This window comes from Acinetobacter sp. AS23 (assembly GCF_023612055.1).
In the GTDB taxonomy this organism is placed as follows: Bacteria; Pseudomonadota; Gammaproteobacteria; order Pseudomonadales; family Moraxellaceae; genus Acinetobacter; species Acinetobacter oleivorans.
Genome location: NZ_CP082274.1, coordinates 1,938,573 through 1,962,352 on the forward strand (window position 1 = coordinate 1,938,573; position 23,780 = coordinate 1,962,352).

Here is a 23,780-nt window from a genome sequence, read left to right on the forward strand (position 1 = left end):
ACTAAGCATTTTAGTCACTTTGTTGGATAAAACATGACAGATGTAAATATCAAAAAACAACCTAATATTTTATTGATTGTTGCAGATGATTTAGGCTTTTCAGATTTAGGTGCTTTTGGCGGAGAAATCAATACACCTCATTTGAATGAATTAGCATTAAACGGCTTAAGGCTGACTAATTTTCATACGGCGTCAACCTGCTCCCCCACTCGTGCGATGTTACTTTCAGGCACTGACCATCATTTAGCTGGTTTAGGAACCATGGCAGAGGCCCTTACCCCAGAACTAGAAGGTAAAGAAGGCTACGAAGGTGTATTAAATAACAAAGTTGCCGCATTACCAGAATTATTAAAAGATGCGGGATACTACACTCTTATGTCTGGGAAATGGCATTTGGGACTAAAACCAGAATATTTTCCAATTCAAAAAGGATTTGAACGCTCTTTTGCACTATTACCGGGTGCAGCTAATCATTATCTATTTGAAGCGGATATTCCAGAAGACCAAATTCCACGCTTACTTAAGTCAACAAAAGGACTCTATGCAGAAGATGATGAGTTTTCGGAAGAACTACCGCAAGGGTTTTATTCATCAGATTATTTTACCACTCGCCTTCTAGACTTTTTACAAGATGATGAAGCACGCCAAGGACGTCCTTTTTTTGCATACTTACCTTTCTCTGCACCGCACTGGCCCTTACAGGCACCTCAGGAAGATATCGATCGATATAAAGGACGCTATGCGGATGGTCCCGTTAAATTGCGTGAACAGCGCCTTGAGAAACTCAAACAACTCCAATTGGTAGATGCGGAAACAACGATTCACCCTGTCCTCGCTAGAACTCCATTCTGGGAAAATCTTACTCAAGAGCAACGTGATAAGTCTTCAAGAATTATGGAAGTCTATGCGGCTATGGTAGATCGTATGGATCAAAACGTTGGACGTGTAGTGGAATATCTCAAAGATCGAGGGGAATTAGACAATACCATTGTTATTTTTCTATCAGACAATGGTGCAGAAGGTGCTCAACTTGAAGCTCTACCCGTCTTTGGCGGTCAACTTAATGAAATTATCGAGCAATATTACGACAACAGCATTGATAATATTGGACGCGCAAACTCTTATGTTTGGTACGGAGAACATTGGGCACAAGCAGCCACCGCTCCTGCTCGCCTATATAAAGCACATACTAGCGAAGGTGGAATCAGAACAGTTTCTTTCATTCACTACGCAGGGTTTAAACGCCAAAATCAGATCAGTCACGAATTTTTGACGGTCATGGATTTACTACCAACCCTATTAGATTATTTAAATATTCAGCACCCTGGTCAGGTATATAAAGGTCGTCAATTGGTGCCACTGCGTGGACGTTCTATCTTGCCATATTTACAAGTACAACAAGACCATATTCACAGTGAAGATCATGTCACAGGCTGGGAGTTATTTGGTCAAAAGGCTCTGCGCAAAGGAGAATGGAAAGCGCTCTTTATCCCTGCGCCAAATGGTCCAAATCGCTGGCAGCTATATAACCTTAAAGATGATAAAGGCGAAACTCAGGATTTAGCAAAACAATATCCAGAAAAGCTCGATGAATTACTCAAAGAATGGGCAACTTATGTCAAAGAAAATGGTGTGATTGAAAATGTGCAACAACGAAGATTATTACAGAATGATCAGCTAGAACCGTTCGAAGCGTAAAATAAAGAAGAGATTGGTATCAACTGATTGAACTAAGCCAGCACCTCATGCTGGCTTTTACATTTGCCACCTGAACAATATTTTAAAAGGCCTATGTTTAAAAAATTACTATTAAATATAAAGATAAGATCATCAAAATATAAACTTAAGTTTGTACTGATAATGACAGTGTTCAATTACATAAAAATTAAAATCATCACAAAGAAAACACAAATGGAGTCATTAATGTCAGTTCAAAAGCACACCTTTCATTTCAAGAGAAAAAGATTAGTTTTAAATAAAATCACGCAAAGTCTGTTTATTTCATTTATAGGGTGTGCAGGATATTCATCTATTGTCTATGCCGAGGACACTTCCGCTACAGTGGTAACGGAAGCCAGTACATCAAATTCACAGTCAAACAGTAAAGCGGATGATGTTATTCAGCTTGCAGATGTCATTGTGACTACACGAAGACGTGAAGAAAAAGCGCAAAATGTTCCAACACCCATTAGTATTTTAAGTGCCAAAACACTGGAAACACAGAAACTCAGTAAACTTGAAGATCTACAACAAGCCCTACCCAGCCTTAATGTTGCTTTCTTGAACCCACGTCAATCGAGTGTAGCGGTTCGGGGTTTGGGTAATAACCCAGCCAGTGATGGTTTGGAAGCTAGTGTTGGGGTCTATCTGGACAATGTTTACTTAGGTCGCCCTGGCATGGCTGTATTTGATTTATTAGATATTGCTCAACTCGAATTATTACGCGGACCACAAGGGACATTATTTGGTAAAAACACCACGGCGGGCTTATTAAACATTAGCTCAAAACAGCCTACCTTCGACCCAGACCATTCTGCTGAAATCTCTTTTGGCTCACGCAATTATTTGCAGGCTAAAGGAACGTTTTCAGATGCTCTATCCGAAAATGTAGCAGGCCGACTCTCATTTTATAAAACCACTCAGGATGGTTTTATTGATAACACCTATAACGGTAAAGATTATAACAATACAGATCGCGAAGGTGTCCGCGGTCAGATTCTCTGGAAACCGCAAGAGAATTTTAATTTACGTTTAATTGCAGATTACAACAAACAAGATGACGATCAAGGCGCGATGGTGGTGTACTACGCTGGGCCAACGTTTAACAGTACCGTATATGGCAATAACTACAATCGTTACTTAGAAAATGCCACACAGTCAGGTGCTAAAAATCTTTATACCAACTGGAAAGATAAACAGATTCATTCAGATGCCCCACAACACATGTCTGTTGAGCAAGGTGGTGGATCGGCAGAAGCCAATTGGTCGCTAGATAGCGGTAAAAAAATTACGTCGATTAGTGCATACCGCTTTTGGAACTTCACTCCAACCAATAGTGATTTTATTAGTTCAAATGCATTGACGAATGCCGGTGTTTCGGTTCGAGATAAACAGTATTCTCAAGAGCTACGCCTAACATCTGCTGGAAATCAAAAAGTGGATTGGGTAACAGGTCTATATTACTTTCAGCAACAGTTAGACAATACGACTTTCTCTTTATATGGAGATACGGCTGACGCATTCTACCTTTACAACGTTCCGAGCGTGAGAACCTTAATTGCAAATGGTCAATCGAATATTTTGAATAATCGAGATTCGTATTCATATGGAACAACTGAGACAAAAAGCTCAGCCGTATTTGGTCAAAGTACATGGCATGCGACACCGAAGTTAGACATCACCACAGGTGCACGAGTCACCTATGAAGATAAGTCTGCCAGTATCTACAGAACCGACCCTATTGGCGGTACCCCAGTTTCAGGTTTAAGTGCGGCAGAGCGTAATTTACTAAATGCCCAGCTCGGCGCATACGACTCGGGTGAACTGAAGCAACATGGTTTAAGTTACTCTGGCTTACTGACTGGCAGCTATCGGGTAAATCCGAGCACACTGGCCTATGCAACGTATTCACACGGCGAGAAATCAGGTGGCTTTAACCTGAGCATTGGTTCTGCACCAGCAGCGGGTGCTAACTCGTTAAAGGTTGATCCTGAAAAAGCAGATAACTATGAAATTGGGTTAAAACAGAATTTTCTAAATAATACCTTACAGCTCAATAGCAATATATTCTGGATTGATGTTTCTGACTATCAAACTACAAGCTATGAACAAGTCGGTAACTCTGTAGTGAGTGTATTGGCAAATGCGGGTAAAGTACGCAGCCGAGGGATCGAACTCGATGCAACCTATCAACCTATTCGTCGCCTTACACTTAACTTTAATGGTTCTCTTAACGATACTACCTATACAGAATATAAAAATGCCCCTGCTCCATCCAATATCAGCATTCCAACAGGCGTAAACACACAAGATCTGTCTGGAGAGCGTGTATATGGCGTACCGAAGTGGATTGCAAACTTCAATTTCCGTTATGACTTAGCTGAACACAATAACTGGCAGCCTTATGTTTCAGGAAGTTATGCTTGGCGAGATTGGTCATATGGCTCTTTAGATAATAACCCGTACAGTGTTATTAAAGCCTATGGATTAACAAATGCGAGTCTAGGTGCCAGACATCGTATTGGTGAAAATGAACTGGATGTTGCGCTATGGGTAAAAAACCTCACCAATGAAACCTATGTGACCAATACATGGAATTCTTCTAATGGTATTGTTCTCGCGAGTTTAGGTCAGCCTCGTACCATTGGTGCAACAGTGAAACTTAGCTTTTAACAAATAAAATGCTCAAACATTGCAGCATTGGCTCCTTGAAAGCCATGCTGCAAATTTTGTATAGAGTTTTATGGCGTATTTAGAATAGCGTCAATCTGAGTCAACTCATCTGCACTAAACGTCGTATTTTGCAATGCTTTTAAGTTTTCGATGATCTGCTCTGGTCGGCTAGCACCAATGATTGTCGATGTAATCCGTTCATCACGTAAAACCCATGATAATGACAATTGAGCCAGTGTTTGGTCTCGACGCTTTGCTATTTCATTTAACTGCTGTATTTGCTGTAGCTTCAATGCAACGAGATGCTCTGACTGTAAATAACGACTACCACGCCCAATACGTGAGTCTTCAGGTACACCATTCAGATATCGTCCAGCCAATAGCCCTTGAGCCAGTGGTGAGAACGTAATTACACCAAACCCCTCTTGTTTAGCGGTCTCTGTTAAACCCTGCTCAATCTGACGTTCAAAAAAATTGTAAATCGGTTGATGCAAAGTAAGTGGAACGTTATAAGCCTGAAGCAATTCTATCAACTGTAAAGTTAACTCTGGTGTATATCCAGAAGAAATCCCCACATAGAGAGCTTTACCTTGTTGCACAATATCAGCAAGTGTCTTGGCTGTTTCTTCAAGCGGTGTTTCTGAGTCATAGCGATGTGAATAAAAAATATCGACATAATCAAGCCCCAGTCGCTGTAAGCTTTGATCAAGACTAGCCATTAGGTATTTTCGGCTGCTACCACCTTGTCCATAAGGTCCAGGCCACATGTCCCAGCCTGCCTTTGTCGAAATAATGAGTTCGTCTCGATATGGCTTGAAGTCAGTTTTTAAAAAGTGCCCAATATTTTTCTCTGCACTTCCAAAGGGTGTTCCATAATTATTGGCCAGATCAAAATGATTAATTCCATGATCAAACGCCGTGTAAAGTACTGATTTTTGTTGCTGAATTGGAGTGTCATCTCCAAAGTTATGCCAGCAACCAAGTGACAATGGTGGTAATACCAAACCGCTATTTTTAATTTTTCGGTATTGGAATGATTGATATCGTTCTGAATTTGCGAAATACATATTTTATCCTTTTATTCGGCAGCAGCCCAAAGGCCAAGGTTTTGTCTTAATGTTTGACCTTCGTATTCTTTGCGGAATAAATTGCGCTGTTGAAGGATGGGAATAACCAGATCGACAAAGTCTCTAATTCCGTTTGATATGACGGCTGGCATAATGTTAAATCCATCTGCTGCACCACTAACGAACCACTCTTCAAGCTGATCGGCAATATATTCTGGCGTTCCAACCAAACAAAAATGCCCCCGTCCCGATGCAATACGTTGATAGAGCTGTTTAATGGTTAGACCCTGCTCTTGCCCGAGTGCCTGAATTAATTGCTGGCGACTTTGCTGCCCTGTTTGGGTTTCAGATAAATCTAAGGAAGCTAAAGGCTCATTCACATCAACACCGCTTAAGTCAAAATTGCCCAGCATTCTTCCTAAAAGCCCTAGGCCAATGTCATCATCAACGAGTTCATCTAAAAGCTGTTGCTGTTTCTCAGCCTCTTCATGTGTATGAGCAACAAGCACATATACGCCAGGCATGACCACTAACTCATGTTCTTGGCGATCAAAGTCTTCAAGACGTTGCTTTACATCGCTATAAAATTGCTGTGCAGCGGCTAAGTTAGATTGCGCAGTAAAAATGACATCTGCCGTACGAGCTGCCAGATTTTTACCTCGTTCTGAACTGCCTGCCTGAACCACCACAGGGTGAGACTGTGGGCTTGGGCTAATATTGAGTGGACCTTTTACCTGAAAAATATCACCGCAATGATTGAGCGTGTGTATCTTATCTGGATTAAAGAAAATCCCTGTGGCTTTATCATGAATAGCTGCATCTTCATCCCAACTATTCCAAAGTCCTTTTACGACATCGTGAAATTCTTCAGCACGTGCATAGCGGTCTTGATGTTTGACATGTTCCTTTGTACTGAAATTTTTCGCTTCAAGTGCAAAATCAGTGGTGACGAGGTTCCATCCTGCACGTCCAGCAGAGATCTGATCTAAAGAGGCAAACTTTCTTGCGAGATGATATGGCTCATTGTAGGTTGTTGTGGCTGTTCCAATGAGTCCAATATGACGGGTTTGAGTCGCAATTGCCGAAAGTAATGTGAGAGGTTCAATCTCATTACCCCGAATTTTGCCTGATGTTGCAGTTGCTGGATCTACAGCCAAACTATCGGCAAAAAAAATGGCATCAAATTTCCCCTCTTCAGCTATTTTTGCTGCACTTAGGTAGCGCTCATAGGGACTCAAGTTTAATTGGCTCGCTGGATGTCTCCAACTGGCCAAATGATGGCCATAACCGTCTAAAAATAAATTAAGGTGAAGCTTTCTTGTAGACGAAGGATTACTCATTTTAATCAGTCCAATGGATGGGCGTACACCTAGAAAAAAAACGAGGTGTACTAGACATATTTTTTAGAAATTTTTACGGAATGAAATACCAAAATAGCGTTCATCATCTCTAGGGACTTGACGAGTAATACGGCTACCATTTGTGCTCAGTAAGGTCGCATATGATTTATCCGTTATATTTCGTACATTCAATGCCAATCGCCAGTCAGAAGCAGTATCAGCTAAAGCAATACTCGCATTCAAAAGTCCATATGCACCCTGAATGGTGTTTTGGTTTTGGTCGAGACTGAACTGTACTTTGCTCTGCCATGCATATTGGGTTGAAAGTTCAATTTGCTTGTTATTTGCCAGAGTAAAATAGCGATCAAGCTGGGTATTAAATTTCCAATCCGGAGAAAATGGCAGCGGCTTACCATTTACATTTGGGCACGAAGTATCGGCAGCTGGACATTTGAAGTCATCAATTCGCGCATGTGTATAGGCACCTGAAAAGTTTAATGCCCAATTTGGATTAATCTTATATACCGAATCAATTTCAGCCCCATAGGTAGAGACACTTCCTGCATTAACCAAGCGGGTTATCGGGAAACCATTTGGGTCGAGAGTTCTAAAATTTGCCTGATAGTTATCATAATCCGTGTTAAATAAAGCCACATTGACGCGCAGACGATTATTCAGCCATTGAGATTTGAGACCAAGTTCGTAAGAGTTAGCCGTTTCAGGGTCAATGACAGGCGTATCATTTTGCTGCATATTAAAATAAACGTTATATGCAGGACCTTTATAACCTCTTGAATAGGTAAAATAGCCCAATATGTTCGGTGTAAAGTCATATTGAGGTCCAATGCGGCCTGAAACTCCAGTTTCACTGGTTGATCCATCACTGCTAAATGAAGAACGAATAGCATTTCGGACACCTACACTGCTTGGAACAGTTGAAACTCGGCTGTGATCATAAGACAACTCATCTCGAGTAACACGTAAACCAGCAATCCATCTCAACCGATTTGTGAAATGAAAGGTACCTTCACCAAATGCAGCATAGTTGGTGCTGTCTGTGTTATAGATTGCCTTACCAAAATCTACGACATAAGCATTAGAGGCATTGTTGTACCAAGTTGACTCGCGTTGATAAGTCTCATCGTTTTTGTTCTTTGAAAAATATAGACCCGCGACATAATCAAAGAAGCCATGATCGAGCGGCTTAATTCTAATTTCTTGAGAAAATTGCTTACTGTTAACATGACCTAAATCGGCAATTCCGGCAAAATTTGGTGTCGGAGCAGCAAGCTGATCGCTGTCACCAATCTGTGTGTTTTTCCATTGGCGAAAGGCTGTAATGGATGACAATTGATGATTGGTTAATGTCCAGTCTGCGGTAAGTGCTACGCCCTGATTGGTATCATCAGTCGACGCTTGAGTATTTTCAACTGTACTTCGATTGGTTGGAGATGCAACAACAGGCGATAATGCTGCTGCATAGTTGGCATCGGTATTTTTAACCACAATGCCTGTTGGGGCACTCCCTTTTTTATGCAGATAATCAGCAGTAAAGCCTAAAACTAAACTATCGGTAGGCGTATATTCAAATTTGGTTCTAAACCCATAATTTTTATAGCCATTAACATCTTGATTGGTTGTAAGGTTGTCTACATTGCCATCAAAATTACCTAATAGCGCCGAGACATTGGCAGTTAATTTTTCAGGAATTAAAGTACCAGATGCTCCTAGTTTAATTCGTTGCTCACCATCGTTAGTGGCATAGGCATCGATATAACCAGAGGTTTCACTGGTTGGATTTTTGGTCACAATATTGACTACACCTGCCGATGCATTTTTACCAAAAAGTGTCCCTTGCGGACCACGAAGAACTTCAATACGATCCACATCTAACAAATCAAGTGTTGCTTGCCCCGGTCGGCTGTAAACAACGCCATCTATCACTGTTGAGACAGAAGGTTCAACACCCGGTGAAGTGGTAACAGTTCCAATACCGCGAACAAATAAAGAAGTATCCTTATTGGAAGCTCCAGCCCGAAAGTTAACACTCGGTATTTGAGTTACCAATGTTTCAAGTGAGTTTCGCTGTTGCTTATCGAGTTCCTTTCCACTAATGACTGAAACGGCAACAGGTACTTTTTGGAGTGATTCTTCACGGCGTGTTGCTGTTACTACAACGGTCTCTAACTGAGCTACATCCTCTGAAGAAAGTACGGTGCTTGAGACTGTTTCTGCATGAGCTTGTCCCCAAACTGACAAGATACTCAGCGAAAGCAGACTTAGATTTAAAATTTTTTGTTTAGTTACTGACGTGAACGGATCACGCGCTACATTTTTCGAATGTATCGACATTATTTACCCCATAATTAAGTTTTAAAAGACGTTGCTTATTTCACTGATTTCAAATATTCGTACTGCTGAGTGGGTTTCCAGTAGGTTTTTAAATTTGATTGTTCAAGTGCTTGATTTACAAATGACGGATTAATCCAGCTTTTGACGTCAATATTTTTGCGTATCAACCCTTGTTGCGTAGCCAAAGTATTTTTTTGCTGCAATTGTTGGGTGTAATAGCCATCAAATAGCGGTGAATATAAAAACTTCAGATTTACACCATTGAGTTCCTGAGCATAGATAGATGCCGGATAACCCGATTGGGTAAAAAAGAGTGCGACTTGTGGTACTCGATTTTGCTCATTTGAGAGCCAATTCAGTCCTTTTACAACCTGTGTCACCACCTGTTGTGTTTCATTTGGATGTTGTCGAATAAACGATTGACGACCTAAAAACACACCTTGAGTAGATCCTGCACCATTTAACTGACGACTACTTATAGGCAAGTTAACGATGTGTTTGTCACGTAACGCAAAAAATCGAGAAGGTCCCCATGACGCATCAATTTTTTTTGCGGCCAAAGCAGCGTTGACGGCGTTAAAATCTAAATTGACCACTCGCACATCGCTGAGCTTTAAATCTTGGCTGTTCAATGCACTCACAAATGACAATTCATCTGCTGTTCCTCTTAACAAACCAACGCGTTTTCCTTTTAATTCAGCAAAATTTTTGATCGGAAGATCAGATCTTACCGCTAGATAATTGGTAATGCCGCGCGCTGTTGGAACAAGTAATTGGGTATCTAATCCATTGGCTTTACCAATGATTGGAGGTAAATCCCCTAAAAAGGCGAAATCCAGTTGATTGTTGGCCAAAGCTTCATTAATGGCTGGCCCAGCACCTTTAAAGAAATGCCATTCCACTTTGACATTGTTTTTTGCAAGTTCTTGCTCAAGCCATTTTTTGTTGTAAAGCACATCAACAACTCCACCACCTGCGTGTTTTTGACCAGCAGTCAAATCGGGAGAACCAATTCGGATTGTTTTAAGGCTTTCAGCGTAACTGGCATGTCCAAAAGCCAATAAGCTCAGCAAGATCAATTTTTTAAAAATTGATGGTTTCATTATATCTTCCATATTTTTTGATAAATCAGTGTCTTATTTTTTAGATGCTTATGAAGTAGATGGCTTAATTTGCTTACTCGCTTTGCCATCGATATCAACAGGAACATCGCCTGCCAAAGTAACGCGTCGCATGATACGTAAAGCATTACCATAATCATTGACGGCTAAATGCTGAGTGGCACGGTTGTCCCAAATAGCGACATCACCGTCCTTCCACGTCCAACGAATCGTATTTTCAGGCTTGGTAATACGATCTTGAAAAATTTCAAACAGCTTGTTGGACTCTTTAGCAGTCAAACCTACAAATCGTTTAAAAAATTGGCCTAAAATTAAGGTTCGCTTACCTGTTTCTGGGTGTACTCTGACCAATGGGTGTTCCGCCTCATAGACTGTTGAAGCAAAGATTTTTTGATGGCGTTTTACGACTTCATCACTTGCAGAAGGGCGAAAACCACCATAATCAAAATCATTGGTGTGAATCGCACGGAGCTGATTGGCAAGGAGCTTTAGCGGCTCAGGCAATTCATCATAGGCTGCTTCTGTATTTGCCCATGTGGTATCGCCCCCTCGATTGGGAGTAGTTACCGCTCTTAGAATGCTGATTTTTGGATAATTTGATACAAAGGTGACATCGGTATGCCAAACGTCTGCACGACCGTCATGACGGGAATCTAGTTCAAATATATAAGTCGAACCCTCTGCCACGGGAACAGTAGGATGTGAAATAGGTTGCCCAAGCAATTCGGCAAATTTTTCCTGTTCTTGATCGGTTAAATGTTCCTGATTACGGAAAAAAATAACTTTATGTTCAAGCAATGATTGCCTAATTTGATTCAAGACCTCAGGGTTAAGGTTTGAAGATAATTCAACACCATTAATTTGCGCACCGATACGACCTGCTAAAGGAATTACATCGATTAACTCACTCACTGGTTTTCTTATTAATAAATCTGCCATATCATCTTTCTCATCATTGATGATATGAGTTTAGAAATTACCCCCTTTAAATTCTGCAACAAAAATTACATAGCATTTCTGCATTTATGAAAAATTATTCATAATTCGTCATAATCTCTTTAGTGCAGTAAGGCTTTTAATTTGTCGATGTCTTTTACAGAGATATGATTGTATTTTGTTTCTATAATGCCTTCTTCAACAAACCACTGAATTTCCTTTCTGATACTTTGTCTCGATATTTTTAAAAGTTCAGCTAAATTTTCTTGTGAGAGTTTTAACAAAACCTCAATGCCTTTTTGAGTTTGAGTCGAAAAAAATTCGATTAAATAGATGAGCTGTCGTGCAATTTGTACCTTTAAAGGCTGCGTAGAAGTGTGATAGATATCATTGTCTAAAAGCCGTGTTCTTTGGCATACCAATTTTAAAACCTGATATAGCATGCGTGAATTGTGCTGTATGGTGTGCTTAAAGATATGCTCTGGAATGGTTGCTATAACAGTTGCTTCATGTGCAACATATTCATGCTCTAAGGAAGATTCAGAAATAAGATAGACAATATTTAATAGTGCGCCTGTAGGAATAAAACGATGAATAAGATATTTCCCATCGTATGAATTCCAACCTAATTTGAGTACACCACTTAAAACAATGATCAGTTCACGACAGACTTGATTTCTCGAATATAGCACTTGCCCTTGATAAAGATGCTTTATCTTAATTTCATTAAATAATTTCTGCTTTTCTTCAAGCGAACATGCGTCCATGAATTCACATTCTGACAGCATTTGTTCAGCCAGTTTTTTATATTCAAAGGTAATGTTGAAATCTTGATAACGATTGATATGAGTTTGATCTAATAAATCTAAAAAATGATCATAGTTATTTCTTCTTTTATCGTTATAAACAAGTGTTGTCATTCGCCATCTCACCATCAAATTGAAGCTCTAAAATAGACCATACAACTTAATCGTGAAATTCAAGTTTAATATAAATTTAGATTAAACAATTATATAAAAATCAAGATCTCAAATTTGGATCTTGATTTTCTTTCGTCTTGTTTATTTTGATAGAACTTAAGACTTAGGCGATGTAATGACTGATAGTTTATCAACGCCTACCCGTTCTATGCTGGCCAGTAACTTTGCAACCGTACCATAAGGAACCGTCTCATCTGCATTCAGGTTCAGAGCCAGTTTAGGATTGGCCGTCTTACGCGTTTGAATGGCCTGTTCGAAGTGTTCAAGAGTGACTTTATCTTTATCCAGATAAATTTCCCCTTTTGGATTAACACTAATGACTACAGCCTTGGTTTGATCTGTCACCTGCGTTGGTGCAGCCTTGGGTAAGTTTACCTTAACAGTATTGGTCAGTAAGGGCGCCGTGACGATAAATACAATCAACAGAACTAACATTACGTCTACTAAAGGTGTAATGTTTATCTCGCTGACGACATCATCTTGTTCTGATGTTGAAATTGCCATTATGCATATACCTTTTCTTTATTGTGGTTATGGCTTAACTCGCTGGCTGGAATGCTCGTATTTGTTGTTTTTGCCTTGACTGTCTTAAGCTGGAAACCTGATTTTTGGTTTAGGCTGACAAAATCAGTCGCAAAGTCATCTAGTTCTGCACCAATAGTTTTTACTTTACGCACGAAATAGTTATATGCCAGTACCGATGGAACAGCCACTGCAATCCCGATGCCTGTTGCGACTAGCGCTTCACCAATCGGCCCTGCAACGACATCCATACTGGCATTACCCGAATGTGCAATGGCCTGTAAAGCATGGATAATCCCAAAGACTGTACCAAATAGGCCAATGAAAGGTGCATTATTACCAATTGATGCGAGCAAGGCAGAGCCTTTTTCTAGCTGGCGACGTTCTGACAAAATTTGTTTGCGTAAATGACGCTCGAGTAAATCTTGACGACTCCAGCTATGTTGTAAATCTTGATGAGTATCGTCATCTGCATCGGCAAGTGTTTTAAAACCAGTATTTGCAATGCGTGCCACTGGTCCTTGCCCTACTTCCGATTTTTGAATCGCATCTTGCAGATTTTTGGCACTCCAGAATTCTTCTGCAAAGGCTTTACTTTGGCGGTTGGCTTTTTGGGTTTGAACCAGTTTAATGACAATCAAACCCCACGTCACAACTGAAAAAGCAACCAATAACCAGATAGTCCCATCGTGGATCAGGGAGTTTATATCACTCATGTTAAAATTCCTTATAAATCAATATTAAGTTAAAAATTATTTTGGGAGCTGATAGTGAATAGGAACATCGACCCAACCTTCGACTGGTGTCTTCCCTTTTAAAGCGGGTGAGAATTTCCATTGTTTTACGGTTCTCACCGCTGCACTATCGAGTATTTTTTTGCCACTGCTCTGTTTGACTGTCACGCTATCAGGACTGCCATTTGGCAAGACTTTTACCCTCAAGATGACTGAACCTTCCCAACCTCGATCGAGAGCCTGTTCAGGATATTCAGGCGCTGGATTACTTAAATAACCCGCATAGCCTTTTGCTTCTGTAACTGGCAAGTTGTCATCAGCAGCTTTCGCAGGTGCTTCAGCGGGTTTTGAAACGGGTTGCTGAACAGGAGCCGCCACTACGTTTTTACTTAAGGGTTCCGCTACAGGTCGTGGTTGCTCTAGTGCCTTATGCTGTTCAACAGGTTTAGGCTGCTCAATGTGTTTCTGTACTGGTTTTGGTGTCTCTATTTGCTTTTGTACAGGCTCAGGCTTTGGGCTAACAGGCGGTATCTTTGGCTTTTGTACCACTGGAGGGATTTTAGGTTCAATCACCTTAGGTGGTTCAGGCGGTTTGACAATCTCTATCACCACAGGATCAGATGTTTTGACATCAAGCTGAGGTGTAGGAAGTTGTTTGGCGATATACCAGATTCCCAAATGTGCCGCAGCAACGGCGACAATCGCAATTGCCAAAGCATTCTTTTTTGGCCCAGCAGGATTAATTCCAACATCTACGTTATGGCTAAAAGGATCATTAACCGTCGTTGTATGGGTGACCTGATTGGATAGTTGCTCAAATAAAAATGCTTTTCTAATCGAGCCTTGACTAAATTCACTCATCAATAACTCCTATTAACCAATTTTGTCTTCGGTCAAAATCCGAAAAATCTGTTCTTTTAATTGATGCAATTCAAAGCTTGAACGATTTCGAGGACGTGGCAAATTGACAGGAATAATCTGTTCAACACGACCAGGTTTGGGTTTTAAAATCACCACACGATCTGCCAGAGTTACGGCTTCTTCCACATCATGCGTAATAAAAACAGTGGTCATTTTTTGTTGAGATTGAATGCGTAGCAATTCATTTTGCATTTGATGCCGTGTTAATGCATCCAAAGCACCAAACGGTTCGTCTAACAGGAAAATGCGTGGTTGCACAACAAGACTACGTGCAATGGCTACACGTTGAGACATCCCACCAGATAGTTGGTGTGGGTACGCCTTTTCAAAGCCATTTAAGCCAATTAACTCAATTGCTTTCTGGACCAGAATATCCTTATCACGTGAAGTTAACGCCTCATTTAATAAACCCAGCTCAATGTTTTGCTCAACGGTAAGCCAAGGAAATAAGCGATGTTCTTGAAAAACTACTGCTCGATCACCACCAATCCCGCTTACATCGGCACCATCAATTAAAATCCGACCATCAAAATCTTGATCTAGTCCTGCCAAAAGACGTAAGAGCGTAGATTTACCGCAGCCACTGCTACCTACAATCGCAATAAACTCGCCTTCTTTAATTTCTAGATTAAAGTCGTGAATGACTTTGACAGGTTGTTGATTGACGACAAAAGACTTATGAACATGGTGAAATGCCACACGTGTTTGAGCATTAGCTTGAAAAGATTGGTGATGTTTTTCAGTATTTGTATTAAGGGTAATTGTCATGATCGGACCTCAATTTTTTCGCCAAGATGTTGCGTAGTTTTCAGTTATTTTGCCCAGCCATGCCAGAATCGCCCCTAAACCAGCGACCAAAACGGTTGCTGCTATCACACGCTCCATTTCAAAGTTTTGCTGTGCTGCCATCATGTAGCTACCTATACCAATTCCAGAGCCCATCAAGTATTCAGCTCCAAAAGATGCCATCCACGAATAGAGCAATGCCAATCGAAACCCAGCAAACATTGATGGTGCTATACTCGGTAAAATCAAAAGCGTTAAGCGTTGAAGCAATGTCATTCTTAAAGTGCTCGAGACTTCAACAAGCTGCATGGGAATGCTCGACATGCCTTTCCATGTCGCAATAAACATCGGAAAAAATGTCGCTATTGAAATGAAAACAATTTTTGATAAATCTTCGAGTCCAAACCAAGCTGTCAGTAGCGGAATCCAAGCAAAAATGGCAATGAGACGTAATGTGTTGAGTGTAGGTGCCAACAGATTTTCAATAGGTTTAAATAGCCCTACCACAATTCCTACTGATGCCCCAATTAACCCGCCGATAATCAAACCCAAAATTGCACGATAAAGGCTGTAATACATGGCGGTAGTGAGTGAGAAATCTTGAATGCCTGACCATAGCGCTTCTAATACTTTCCACGGCGCGGGCAAAATTTGACTCGAAATCAAGTTAAACCAACTGCTCACTGCCCAAAGCACGACTAAACTCAAGGGTAAAACCCATGACTTGAAAACATCGGATCTGTTTTTTTTGTGAAAAGTATGCGCACTCAAAGCAGCATGTGGCCAAAACACAAACTTTCGTTCAATTCGATGTAGGATAAAATCGAAAATAATTCCGACAGATGCGATCACAAAAATCGTGACAAAAACAATATCAAGCTGAAATAGCTGACGACCTGTCACCATCAAATATCCAATGCCTTCCGATGAAGCCAACAATTCAACAGCAATTAAGCTCGTCCAGCCTGCTGCAACAGCTAGTCTTAAACCCGTAAAGAAATATGGAAGTGTGGCTGGCAGTACAAGTTTTGTGAGTAAGGTTAGACGATTGAACTGTAAAATTGCTGCCATTTCTTTGAGTTTGGGTTGAATGTCACGTACCCCTGCCTGAGTGTGTAAAGCAATCGGCACCATTGTGGCCTTAAAAATTATGAAAATTTTTAAACTATTTTCGATGCCGAGCCAGATCATGAGCAAAGGCAACCAAGCCAGTGTTGGGATAATGACCAACGCATAAAACGTTGCAGATAGGTATTGCTCAGCAATGCGGCTATAACCCAATAAAATACCTAGAAATACGCCACCTAACACACCTGACAATAAGCCAAGACCAAAGCGTTCAAGACTGATCGCAAGCTGTGACCATAGATCTTGAGATGCAATTTCAACGAAAGAATGCCAAGTGTCTTTTGGGGTAGGTAAAATTTGGGCAGGCATCCATTGCTCGTTTGACGCTACCCACCATAGTAGGAATAAACAAAGAGGTACAATCCAATAGATCGCAAGCGAGTTAAAATACCCAACAGAAATGAACCATGGTTTCTTGGTACTTTTCCAGACAATGCCGGATGAATTTTTTTGCGAAATTATTTCTTTCATATCTCGATATATATCCATACATTCTGCTTTTATAGATTTCTCAGAATGTTTAACTAAACGTATACCTGATGATCATTTATCCGTGTCATGCAGATCTAATATGAGACGTGTTGTGATCATCTTTGGTGTTATGCTCTGGATGAGTGTAAATAGAGATGTTTTGTTTAACTGTCTACACAGGTACAAAGATCAGAAAATATTTATATTTATAAATAAGAGATAAAGATAAGAATTCTTGTATAGAACTTTCATAAAAGATCAAACGCGTAAAAGGAACAAAAATTAAAAAAGCCCAACTAGCTTACTAATCAGGCTTATTTAAAGAACATTTAAACTTTAAAGCGCAATATCAAACTCTGGGCTAGCTACCGTAGGCTGTAATCGAGCACGTTGCTTTTTAAAGTGCGGAAGAACATGTTCACCAAGACGGTAGGACTCTTCAAGATGTGGATAGCCTGCAAGAAAGAATAACTCTATGCCTATGCTATTGTACTCTTCAATACGCTCAATAATCTGCTGGTAGCTCCCTACCAAAGCAACACCGGGTGGCACACCAATATATCCAAATCCAGACCAAACATTTGGATGGATAAAAAAGTCGCTAACATTTTTACTGCCATCTTTTTCGGCGTACTCTTTTTCGAAGCTTAATACCCGCGCTGAGCGTAAACCCGCATGGGCTGCTGCTGCATGTAAACGTTGCTTTTCAGCAGCTTCATCGAGAAAGCGCTGTGCTTCTGCCAATGCTTCTTGTTCAGTACGGCGAGCAATGGTATCGATCGATAGACCAAATTTTATATTTTCACGACCATACTTTTTTGCACGAGCACGTACGTCTGCAATCAATGCGGCAATTTCTTCTGGTTTTTCAGCTCGCATTAAATAATAGTCGGCATGTTTTGCTCCAAACTCGCGAGCAGCTTCAGAAGAACCAGCCGTGCAAATAATTGGAAGGCTTGCTTTATTCAGTGGATATTTTAGACCACCGCCTTCTGCCGAATAGTACTTTCCTTTATAGTGAAATGAAGGATTATTCCAATATCCTTTTACAACATCTAGAAACTCTGTAGCACGTGCATAACGCTCATCGTGAGGTAAGTCATCGCCGACCTGACGTTGGATGACTTCCGAGCCGCCATTAATAATATTCCAAACCAGTCGATTGCCCGTTGCACGCTGATAAGTTGCCGCAGTTTGTACAGCATTATATGGACTAAAATGATAGGCCTGAAATGCAGTCACAAAGTTAAGTTTTTTGGTTTCTCTTGCAAGCAATGAACATACTGTCCAAGGCTCTTCACCCGTTGGTGCGTTCACCATGAGTGCACCAGCAAAACCATTAATTTCTGCTGCCCGTGCTACCTGACTTAAGTAATCAATATAGGTAAAGTCATCACCTACTTCATAGTTCGAAACAGCTCCGGTATTTTCAACATTTTCAATATTGGCCCAATCACCGCGATTACGTGGATCACCAGGTAAAAATTCTGTTTCGCCATGAAGTGGTAAACGTGTAAAAAATTCAATTCCCATTATTTTCTCCGTAAAGCAAAGCTTAGAATTTTGCAGTGAGAGAAACACCAACTTGACGTGGGTTTCCATAGGTTAAGACATATTGTCCAGCAGGACCATTTGGTCGCCCATGAACTTGATATTCTTCGTCTAGCAAGTTTTTAACGTAAGTATTAACTTGGTATTTATTATTTGCGCTGATATACCCAACGTTTGCGTTCCATAAGGTGTACCCTTTTTGACTCAAGATTGGGTCAACAGAATAATCTTGGCGATTGACTAAGAAAAATTCACGGTCACGATATTTTGCATCTGTGCCCACGATGACTCGTGCTCCACTATCAAGATTAAAGGTATATTCACCCCCTAAACCGATGGTGTACTTTGGAGAACGAACCAAGCTGTTACCTGTATTGTCAGCATTTACGACATTGGTTACTGGGTTTTTATCAACAAAGTCGGTGTATTCACTGTCTAAATAAGCACCTGCAAAACGTAGGCGTAAGTTATCGGTAGCTAAATAATCTAATTCTAATTCGGCACCTTTTACTTCTGCCTTAGGTCCATTTGCTAGAACTGAGGTTACCCCCCCACCTTGTCCTTCTGTCGCAACCAATAAATTTGTTTGAATATCTTTGTAGTCGTAATAGAAAATATTGGCATTGGCGGTTAAATTGCCTTGTAACAAGCTAGACTTCAAACCTAGCTCATAGCTGTTTAAATATTCAGGGTTAACATCTGCAAGTTGCGTCAGGCTACTTGAAAGTCCGGTGTTAAAACCGCCTGAACGGAAACCTCGAGCAAAACGGAAGTATGTGTTGATATCAGGAGTGATTTCATATTCTGGCGTAATATCGTAAGTCAGCTCATTCCATCTCTTTTTACGACTTGTTGAACCATTTGCATTCGGCGCTGGGTTATAAACCGCATTGCTATACCCATCCTTTTGCCACCAACTACCTTTGATGTAATCGCCTGAGGTAATTTGAACGAGATCTAGATCAATGTCTTTTTCTTCACTTGTCCAACGTAAACCACCTGTTACTTTAAATTTATCGGTAAATTTATAGGTGCTGTTACCAAACAAGGCAAAACTTTGTGTGGTCTGGTTATAGGTAATGTCCCTAAAAGCTGGTGTTCCTGCCGTTTGAGCTGGAGCGCCATTCGGTAATGTTTTATTTACTCGCGCGCTTACGCCTGTTGAGTCTAAATCTTCATTAAAGAAGTGAAAACCTGCGATCCAACTGAGTCTTTTTTCAGCATCAGAAGAAACACGAAACTCTTGGCTATATTGGCGCCATTCATTATCGCTATAGCTTCTTGCTACATCGTAAGGCGTATAGTCACCATCAGAAATAGATTTTTGAGTGGTTTTATCAAATGCGGTAATGGATGTAAAAGTATGACCGCCGCCTAAATCTCCTGTTAAGGTGAGTGAAGCGCCATCATGTTGAATTTTATTACTTTCAGGCAAATCTAAATTTGTATCTCGGCCTTGTGGTCTTTCATAAACACCCCAGTATTTTCCAATACTTAAAGAGCCATTATTACCAAGACCATTATAAGTTTGGCTATGTAGATTGACTAAAGCATTCCAATCATCATTAATTTTTCCTAATATCTGGAAGCGGAATGATTTTTTATCTACATCTCCGTAGTTCTCACCATTGGCTAAATTTTTTGCATAGCCATCGCGGTCTTCTGAATAGAATGCTCCTCGTACGGCAACGTTATCTGATATAGCCCCATTCACGGCGCCTTCAAAAGTACGAAGATTATGGTCACCTATTCCTATTGTTCCATAACCGGTCGGTTTATCTGTAAAAACAGGTTTTCGTGAAATGTAATTTACCGCACCAGCCGTGGTGTTTTTACCATAAAGCGTGCCTTGTGGACCACGTAGAACCTCAATACGTTCTAAATCGAATAAATCTCCAGCACCAGCAACAGGCGCATTTAAATAAACCCCATCTGCATAAATACCGACTGGAAAAACTGTAGAGGCTGCAACATCGCCAGTTCCTAAACCACGAATATACCAACGTGGACGGCTATCGCCATCTGGGTTTTCAGCTGCTGCATTGGGTGTATAAGTTAAAACATCGCCAATAAATGTTGAGCCTTTCGCGGCCAAATCTTTGCCTGAAACCGCTGTAATTGCAGTCGGAACTTTTTGAATGTTTTGTGCACGATATTGTGCAGTAACGATGACATCGCCTAATTTTTTTACATCTTTAGCATTTACCACTTGAGCTTGTTGCTCAGCAGGAATTGCATCAGCATCATCGTTCGCTAAAGCTAATGTCGAAACACTCGCCGTTACTCCCCACATAGCAGTTAAAATACTCTGCCTAATTTTTGTAACCTTAAACATGGTGACTCCATTTAAATAAATCTATTCTTATATTGGCAACTTCTATGCCATTTAATTTATTTTAAAAATTTCAAATACTTAATAAAAATTTAAAAATAAAAATGATTCAATGCTGCTGATAGATAGACAGTCTGAAAGGTATTATTGTTGTTATTTCAACATTCACGATTTAACGTGTTTTATATCCCGTATTAATAATAAAGCCATACAGACGTATGGCTTTTTGAGATTCTTGGAAATGGTTGATTAGTTTTAAAATTTATAACTAAATTGACCTTGTACAGTCAGAGGACGCATTGGTTGTAAAAACTCGCTATTCGATCCTGCCAAACCATTCACAAAATTTCGTTCATTGGTTAGGTTAAGAATGTTAAGGCCCACCGTCCACTGTGGCTGGCGATAATAAAGACCTAAGTCCAGATTATAGTTATTTGGTACTTTCACGGTTTGACTTAAGTTTGTGTACCAGTAGCTTGTCCACCATCCCGAAAGGTTAACTCCAAAACCAGACTGGTGTTGATAATCTACATAAGCACTTGCAGAGTACTTGGGAATCCCTGCTGCATCATAACGTCCGGCTTTACGTTGGTTTAAAGCGTTATTGTCTCCCCAAACCGTAGCATTGTCCGCATGAAAGCCAAATGGTGAAAAACCAGCAGGTACAATAGAGCTGTATTCAGCATCCAAATAAGTGAAATTGCCCCCAATCGCTATATTTTTTTGAAGTTGCCATCTTAATGATGACTCAATACCTTTTATTTCAAAGCGAGCCATATTTCCGTTGGTATCAGGTGATAAATCTCGTTTTTGTTCAAACCCACTTAGGGTTAAAAATAACTGGTCAGTAATAGGTTCATATTTAAATCCTACTTCTTTTAGCTCACTTTGACTGTCAAAAGCTAAAGGATTAAGTTGATTTCCTGCACCCCAAATCAAGAAAGGCCCAAATACTCCCGTATTTAATGCAGTGCTTTTGTCATAAGTAAAATAGAGTGTGCTTTTCGCAGTAGGCTTAATAAACGTACTCAGTTGATAGCTCAATAGACTATATTTGTCACTCGAAGAACGGACATCTGTTGGGGTTAAAACAAGTGGGTTTTCAAGTTTTGCTCTTACAGAACTATGGTTAATGCCTAAATTAATACCGAATACATCGTTAAAGGTAAAATTTTGTTGTGTGAACACACTCAACGTATCCCAGAAACCAGAGCCCGTATAGACAGCGCCTCCTCCATTCGGTGGAAAGCCACCTTTTTCTGCATATAAACCATTTCCAATTGGGTACATGCGCGGTAAATTTAAATATCCAAAATATTGAGAATACTGTGGTACTCCGGCTTGTCCAACCCAACCTCCTGTTGAACCGCTATTGTTAATTAACCCCAGTAAATCACCAGGGTTCTTCTGCGATGGATCATTGGTTAAATCATAAGGATTAATATTAAAACTATTATTTGCAGCTAAAGACGTAAACTTCTCATGACGATATGTTCCCCCTGTACTGCTTTTATTATTAATTTTTACGCCACCTATTTCAAAATCATAGTCACCTAAAAATTCTAGTCGGTTATCAATTAACTCATGATCTAAATCTGTGAAGAAGCTCCCAACAGAGTCACCTAAATCTTTGTTATTTTGGTAGAGCGTACTGTTTGCAATAGACCAATGGTCATTTAAATCTTTAATGACTTTTAATTGAGTGCTAAATCGCTTGGCACTATTTTTATCTTCACTACGCCCTGAAACATTATCATCTAGCTTGACCAATTCATTACCGGGGATTGATGGATCATAGACCCAACCTTTAATCGTTCCTGCTTGATCAGCAGTTGAGTTCGGTAACGGCGTGGTCTGAACTCCACCAACAGCAACATATTGGTTTTTATCGTTCTTCTGACGAGTTTGCCAACCAATCACTTTAGAATTTGCCGCACCCGATTCAAATACAGGAGACCAAAAAGTCGAACCATTTTGAATAATAGGCGTAGCCCTACCTTTGTAATAAAGGCCATTATCAACAGATTGCTGCGACGCTCTATTCCAGCCATGCGTCACGTTAAAATCGTAATAGTCATCGTAACTGATATTCCAATCTACCCTTAAACGATCATTTGGACGCCAAGCAAGTGCCCCATAAAATGCATTAAAGTTATTTTTCACATTGTCATAATAGTCATCTATTTTTTGTGTTGTTGCGCTTACGCGAAATGCTAATTCTTTTGAAATGGGTGCCGTATGATCAATACTGACAGAGAAATTAGGCTCTGCACCTTTACCTGAGTAAATGGAACCTACAGTCCCAGAGATATTGGTTTCGGCTTTATTAAAATTAGGCTTTTTGGTTAGGTAGTTAATATATCCGCCAGAACCTGAAGTCGGCGCAAAAATTACACCTGTTGGCCCTGCCACAATATCAGCTGCTTCATAAGCATTGAGATTGGTTGGATGGCGGGTACTGTAAATGCGTTGGCTATCTTGAAAAACTTCCGAGTTCTGTCCACGAATTTGTGGAGCAAAGTTAGCATTTTGTCCCCCGCCTCGCGTAATGCTAGGCGCATATTTGACGAGATCATCCGCACTACGAATAACATCTTCTCTAAATTGTTGTTCTGATACTTGGGATACTACACGTGGGGTATCCAATACAGAGCTATCCGTTCCATAAATTGAGGTAACTTTGCGTTTGGGAACAACGGTAGTTTTCTTGGTTGCTCCAGTAACGACTACATCGGACAAAGTAATTACATCACTTTCAGAATCACCTGCTTGTTGTGGTGTTTCTTTGGCAAAAACATATAACGGTAAAGTTGCCCCTAATACGCTAAGCGCAATAACTAAAGGTTTTAATTGAAAAGGCTGTCTCATATCACACTCAGTAAAGTAAATTTACAATGCGTTACGCAAAGCCTATGCCAACCATTAAAGGGTCAAATAATTTAACCTAACCATTTGATTTAGTTGTTTTTAATTTATCAGTGTTTACTTATCAATTCTATTCATGTTTATTTTTTCAACAAAGCTGTTGAAATAGAGACACTCACCAAAAACAATAATTATATAAGCTATTGATAAATATATTAAAATTACATAAAAATATTGGCATTTATTCTGCAATACCTTAGAAGATGAAGATCTAATCAGGTA

The 23,780-nt window shown here is 40.2% G+C and carries 16 protein-coding genes; 2 read left to right on the forward strand and 14 right to left on the reverse strand.

Going from position 1 to position 23,780, the window contains the following annotated elements:
* Window positions 1–33 precede the first annotated feature (33 nt).
* Together K6I41_RS09085 and K6I41_RS09090 are read left to right on the forward strand one after the other, a co-directional pair.
* Window positions 34–1,698, forward strand: coding sequence for an arylsulfatase (locus K6I41_RS09085; protein ID WP_250375705.1), 1,665 nt, complete (start codon window positions 34–36; stop codon window positions 1,696–1,698).
* A gap of 213 nt (window positions 1,699–1,911) precedes the next feature.
* Window positions 1,912–4,392, forward strand: a complete 2,481-nt coding sequence (locus tag K6I41_RS09090; RefSeq protein ID WP_250375706.1) for a TonB-dependent receptor — start codon at window positions 1,912–1,914, stop codon at window positions 4,390–4,392.
* Between the two features lie 68 nt (window positions 4,393–4,460).
* Here the strand turns inward: K6I41_RS09090 and mgrA are convergent, their stop codons facing one another.
* The 14 genes from mgrA to K6I41_RS09160 all read right to left on the reverse strand — a co-directional run bounded on the left by mgrA (window position 4,461) and on the right by K6I41_RS09160 (window position 23,501).
* Window positions 4,461–5,459 (reverse strand): L-glyceraldehyde 3-phosphate reductase, encoded by a 999-nt coding sequence (gene mgrA / locus K6I41_RS09095; RefSeq protein ID WP_130172629.1) that lies wholly within the window; start codon window positions 5,457–5,459, stop codon window positions 4,461–4,463.
* Between the two features lie 11 nt (window positions 5,460–5,470).
* Complete coding sequence (locus tag K6I41_RS09100; protein ID WP_250375707.1) at window positions 5,471–6,799, reverse strand: LLM class flavin-dependent oxidoreductase; 1,329 nt, start codon at window positions 6,797–6,799, stop codon at window positions 5,471–5,473.
* A gap of 63 nt (window positions 6,800–6,862) precedes the next feature.
* A complete protein-coding gene (locus K6I41_RS09105) occupies window positions 6,863–9,058 on the reverse strand; it encodes a TonB-dependent receptor (protein ID WP_250375770.1) in 2,196 nt (731 codons plus the stop codon).
* 128 nt (window positions 9,059–9,186) lie between these two features.
* Window positions 9,187–10,254 carry an ABC transporter substrate-binding protein gene (locus tag K6I41_RS09110; protein WP_250375708.1) on the reverse strand — a complete coding sequence of 356 codons (1,068 nt, stop codon included), beginning with the start codon at window positions 10,252–10,254 and terminating at the stop codon, window positions 9,187–9,189.
* A gap of 48 nt (window positions 10,255–10,302) precedes the next feature.
* Window positions 10,303–11,211, reverse strand: coding sequence for a TauD/TfdA dioxygenase family protein (locus K6I41_RS09115; protein ID WP_022574514.1), 909 nt, complete (start codon window positions 11,209–11,211; stop codon window positions 10,303–10,305).
* Window positions 11,212–11,330: 119 nt separating this feature from the next.
* Window positions 11,331–12,128 carry a Crp/Fnr family transcriptional regulator gene (locus tag K6I41_RS09120; RefSeq protein WP_250375709.1) on the reverse strand — a complete coding sequence of 266 codons (798 nt, stop codon included), beginning with the start codon at window positions 12,126–12,128 and terminating at the stop codon, window positions 11,331–11,333.
* A gap of 156 nt (window positions 12,129–12,284) precedes the next feature.
* Window positions 12,285–12,692: an ExbD/TolR family protein gene (locus K6I41_RS09125; RefSeq protein WP_086223723.1), complete on the reverse strand. Its 408-nt coding sequence runs from the start codon at window positions 12,690–12,692 to the stop codon at window positions 12,285–12,287.
* Complete coding sequence (locus K6I41_RS09130) at window positions 12,692–13,426, reverse strand: MotA/TolQ/ExbB proton channel family protein (protein ID WP_250375710.1); 735 nt, start codon at window positions 13,424–13,426, stop codon at window positions 12,692–12,694. The genes K6I41_RS09125 and K6I41_RS09130 overlap by 1 nt, the downstream gene beginning before the upstream one ends.
* Before the next feature lie 36 nt (window positions 13,427–13,462).
* A complete protein-coding gene (locus K6I41_RS09135; protein ID WP_250375711.1) occupies window positions 13,463–14,305 on the reverse strand; it encodes an energy transducer TonB in 843 nt (280 codons plus the stop codon).
* A 12-nt stretch (window positions 14,306–14,317) separates the two neighbouring features.
* Entirely contained in the window at window positions 14,318–15,133 is an 816-nt protein-coding gene (locus K6I41_RS09140; RefSeq protein ID WP_022574518.1) for an ABC transporter ATP-binding protein, read from the reverse strand.
* A gap of 9 nt (window positions 15,134–15,142) precedes the next feature.
* Entirely contained in the window at window positions 15,143–16,768 is a 1,626-nt protein-coding gene (locus K6I41_RS09145; RefSeq protein ID WP_023274236.1) for an ABC transporter permease, read from the reverse strand.
* Between the two features lie 318 nt (window positions 16,769–17,086).
* Window positions 17,087–18,283, reverse strand: a complete 1,197-nt coding sequence (locus K6I41_RS09150) for an LLM class flavin-dependent oxidoreductase (RefSeq protein WP_013197887.1) — start codon at window positions 18,281–18,283, stop codon at window positions 17,087–17,089.
* A gap of 22 nt (window positions 18,284–18,305) precedes the next feature.
* Window positions 18,306–20,636, reverse strand: coding sequence for a TonB-dependent receptor (locus K6I41_RS09155; protein ID WP_350028599.1), 2,331 nt, complete (start codon window positions 20,634–20,636; stop codon window positions 18,306–18,308).
* 252 nt (window positions 20,637–20,888) lie between these two features.
* A complete protein-coding gene (locus K6I41_RS09160) occupies window positions 20,889–23,501 on the reverse strand; it encodes a TonB-dependent receptor (protein ID WP_250375712.1) in 2,613 nt (870 codons plus the stop codon).
* Window positions 23,502–23,780 lie beyond the last annotated feature (279 nt).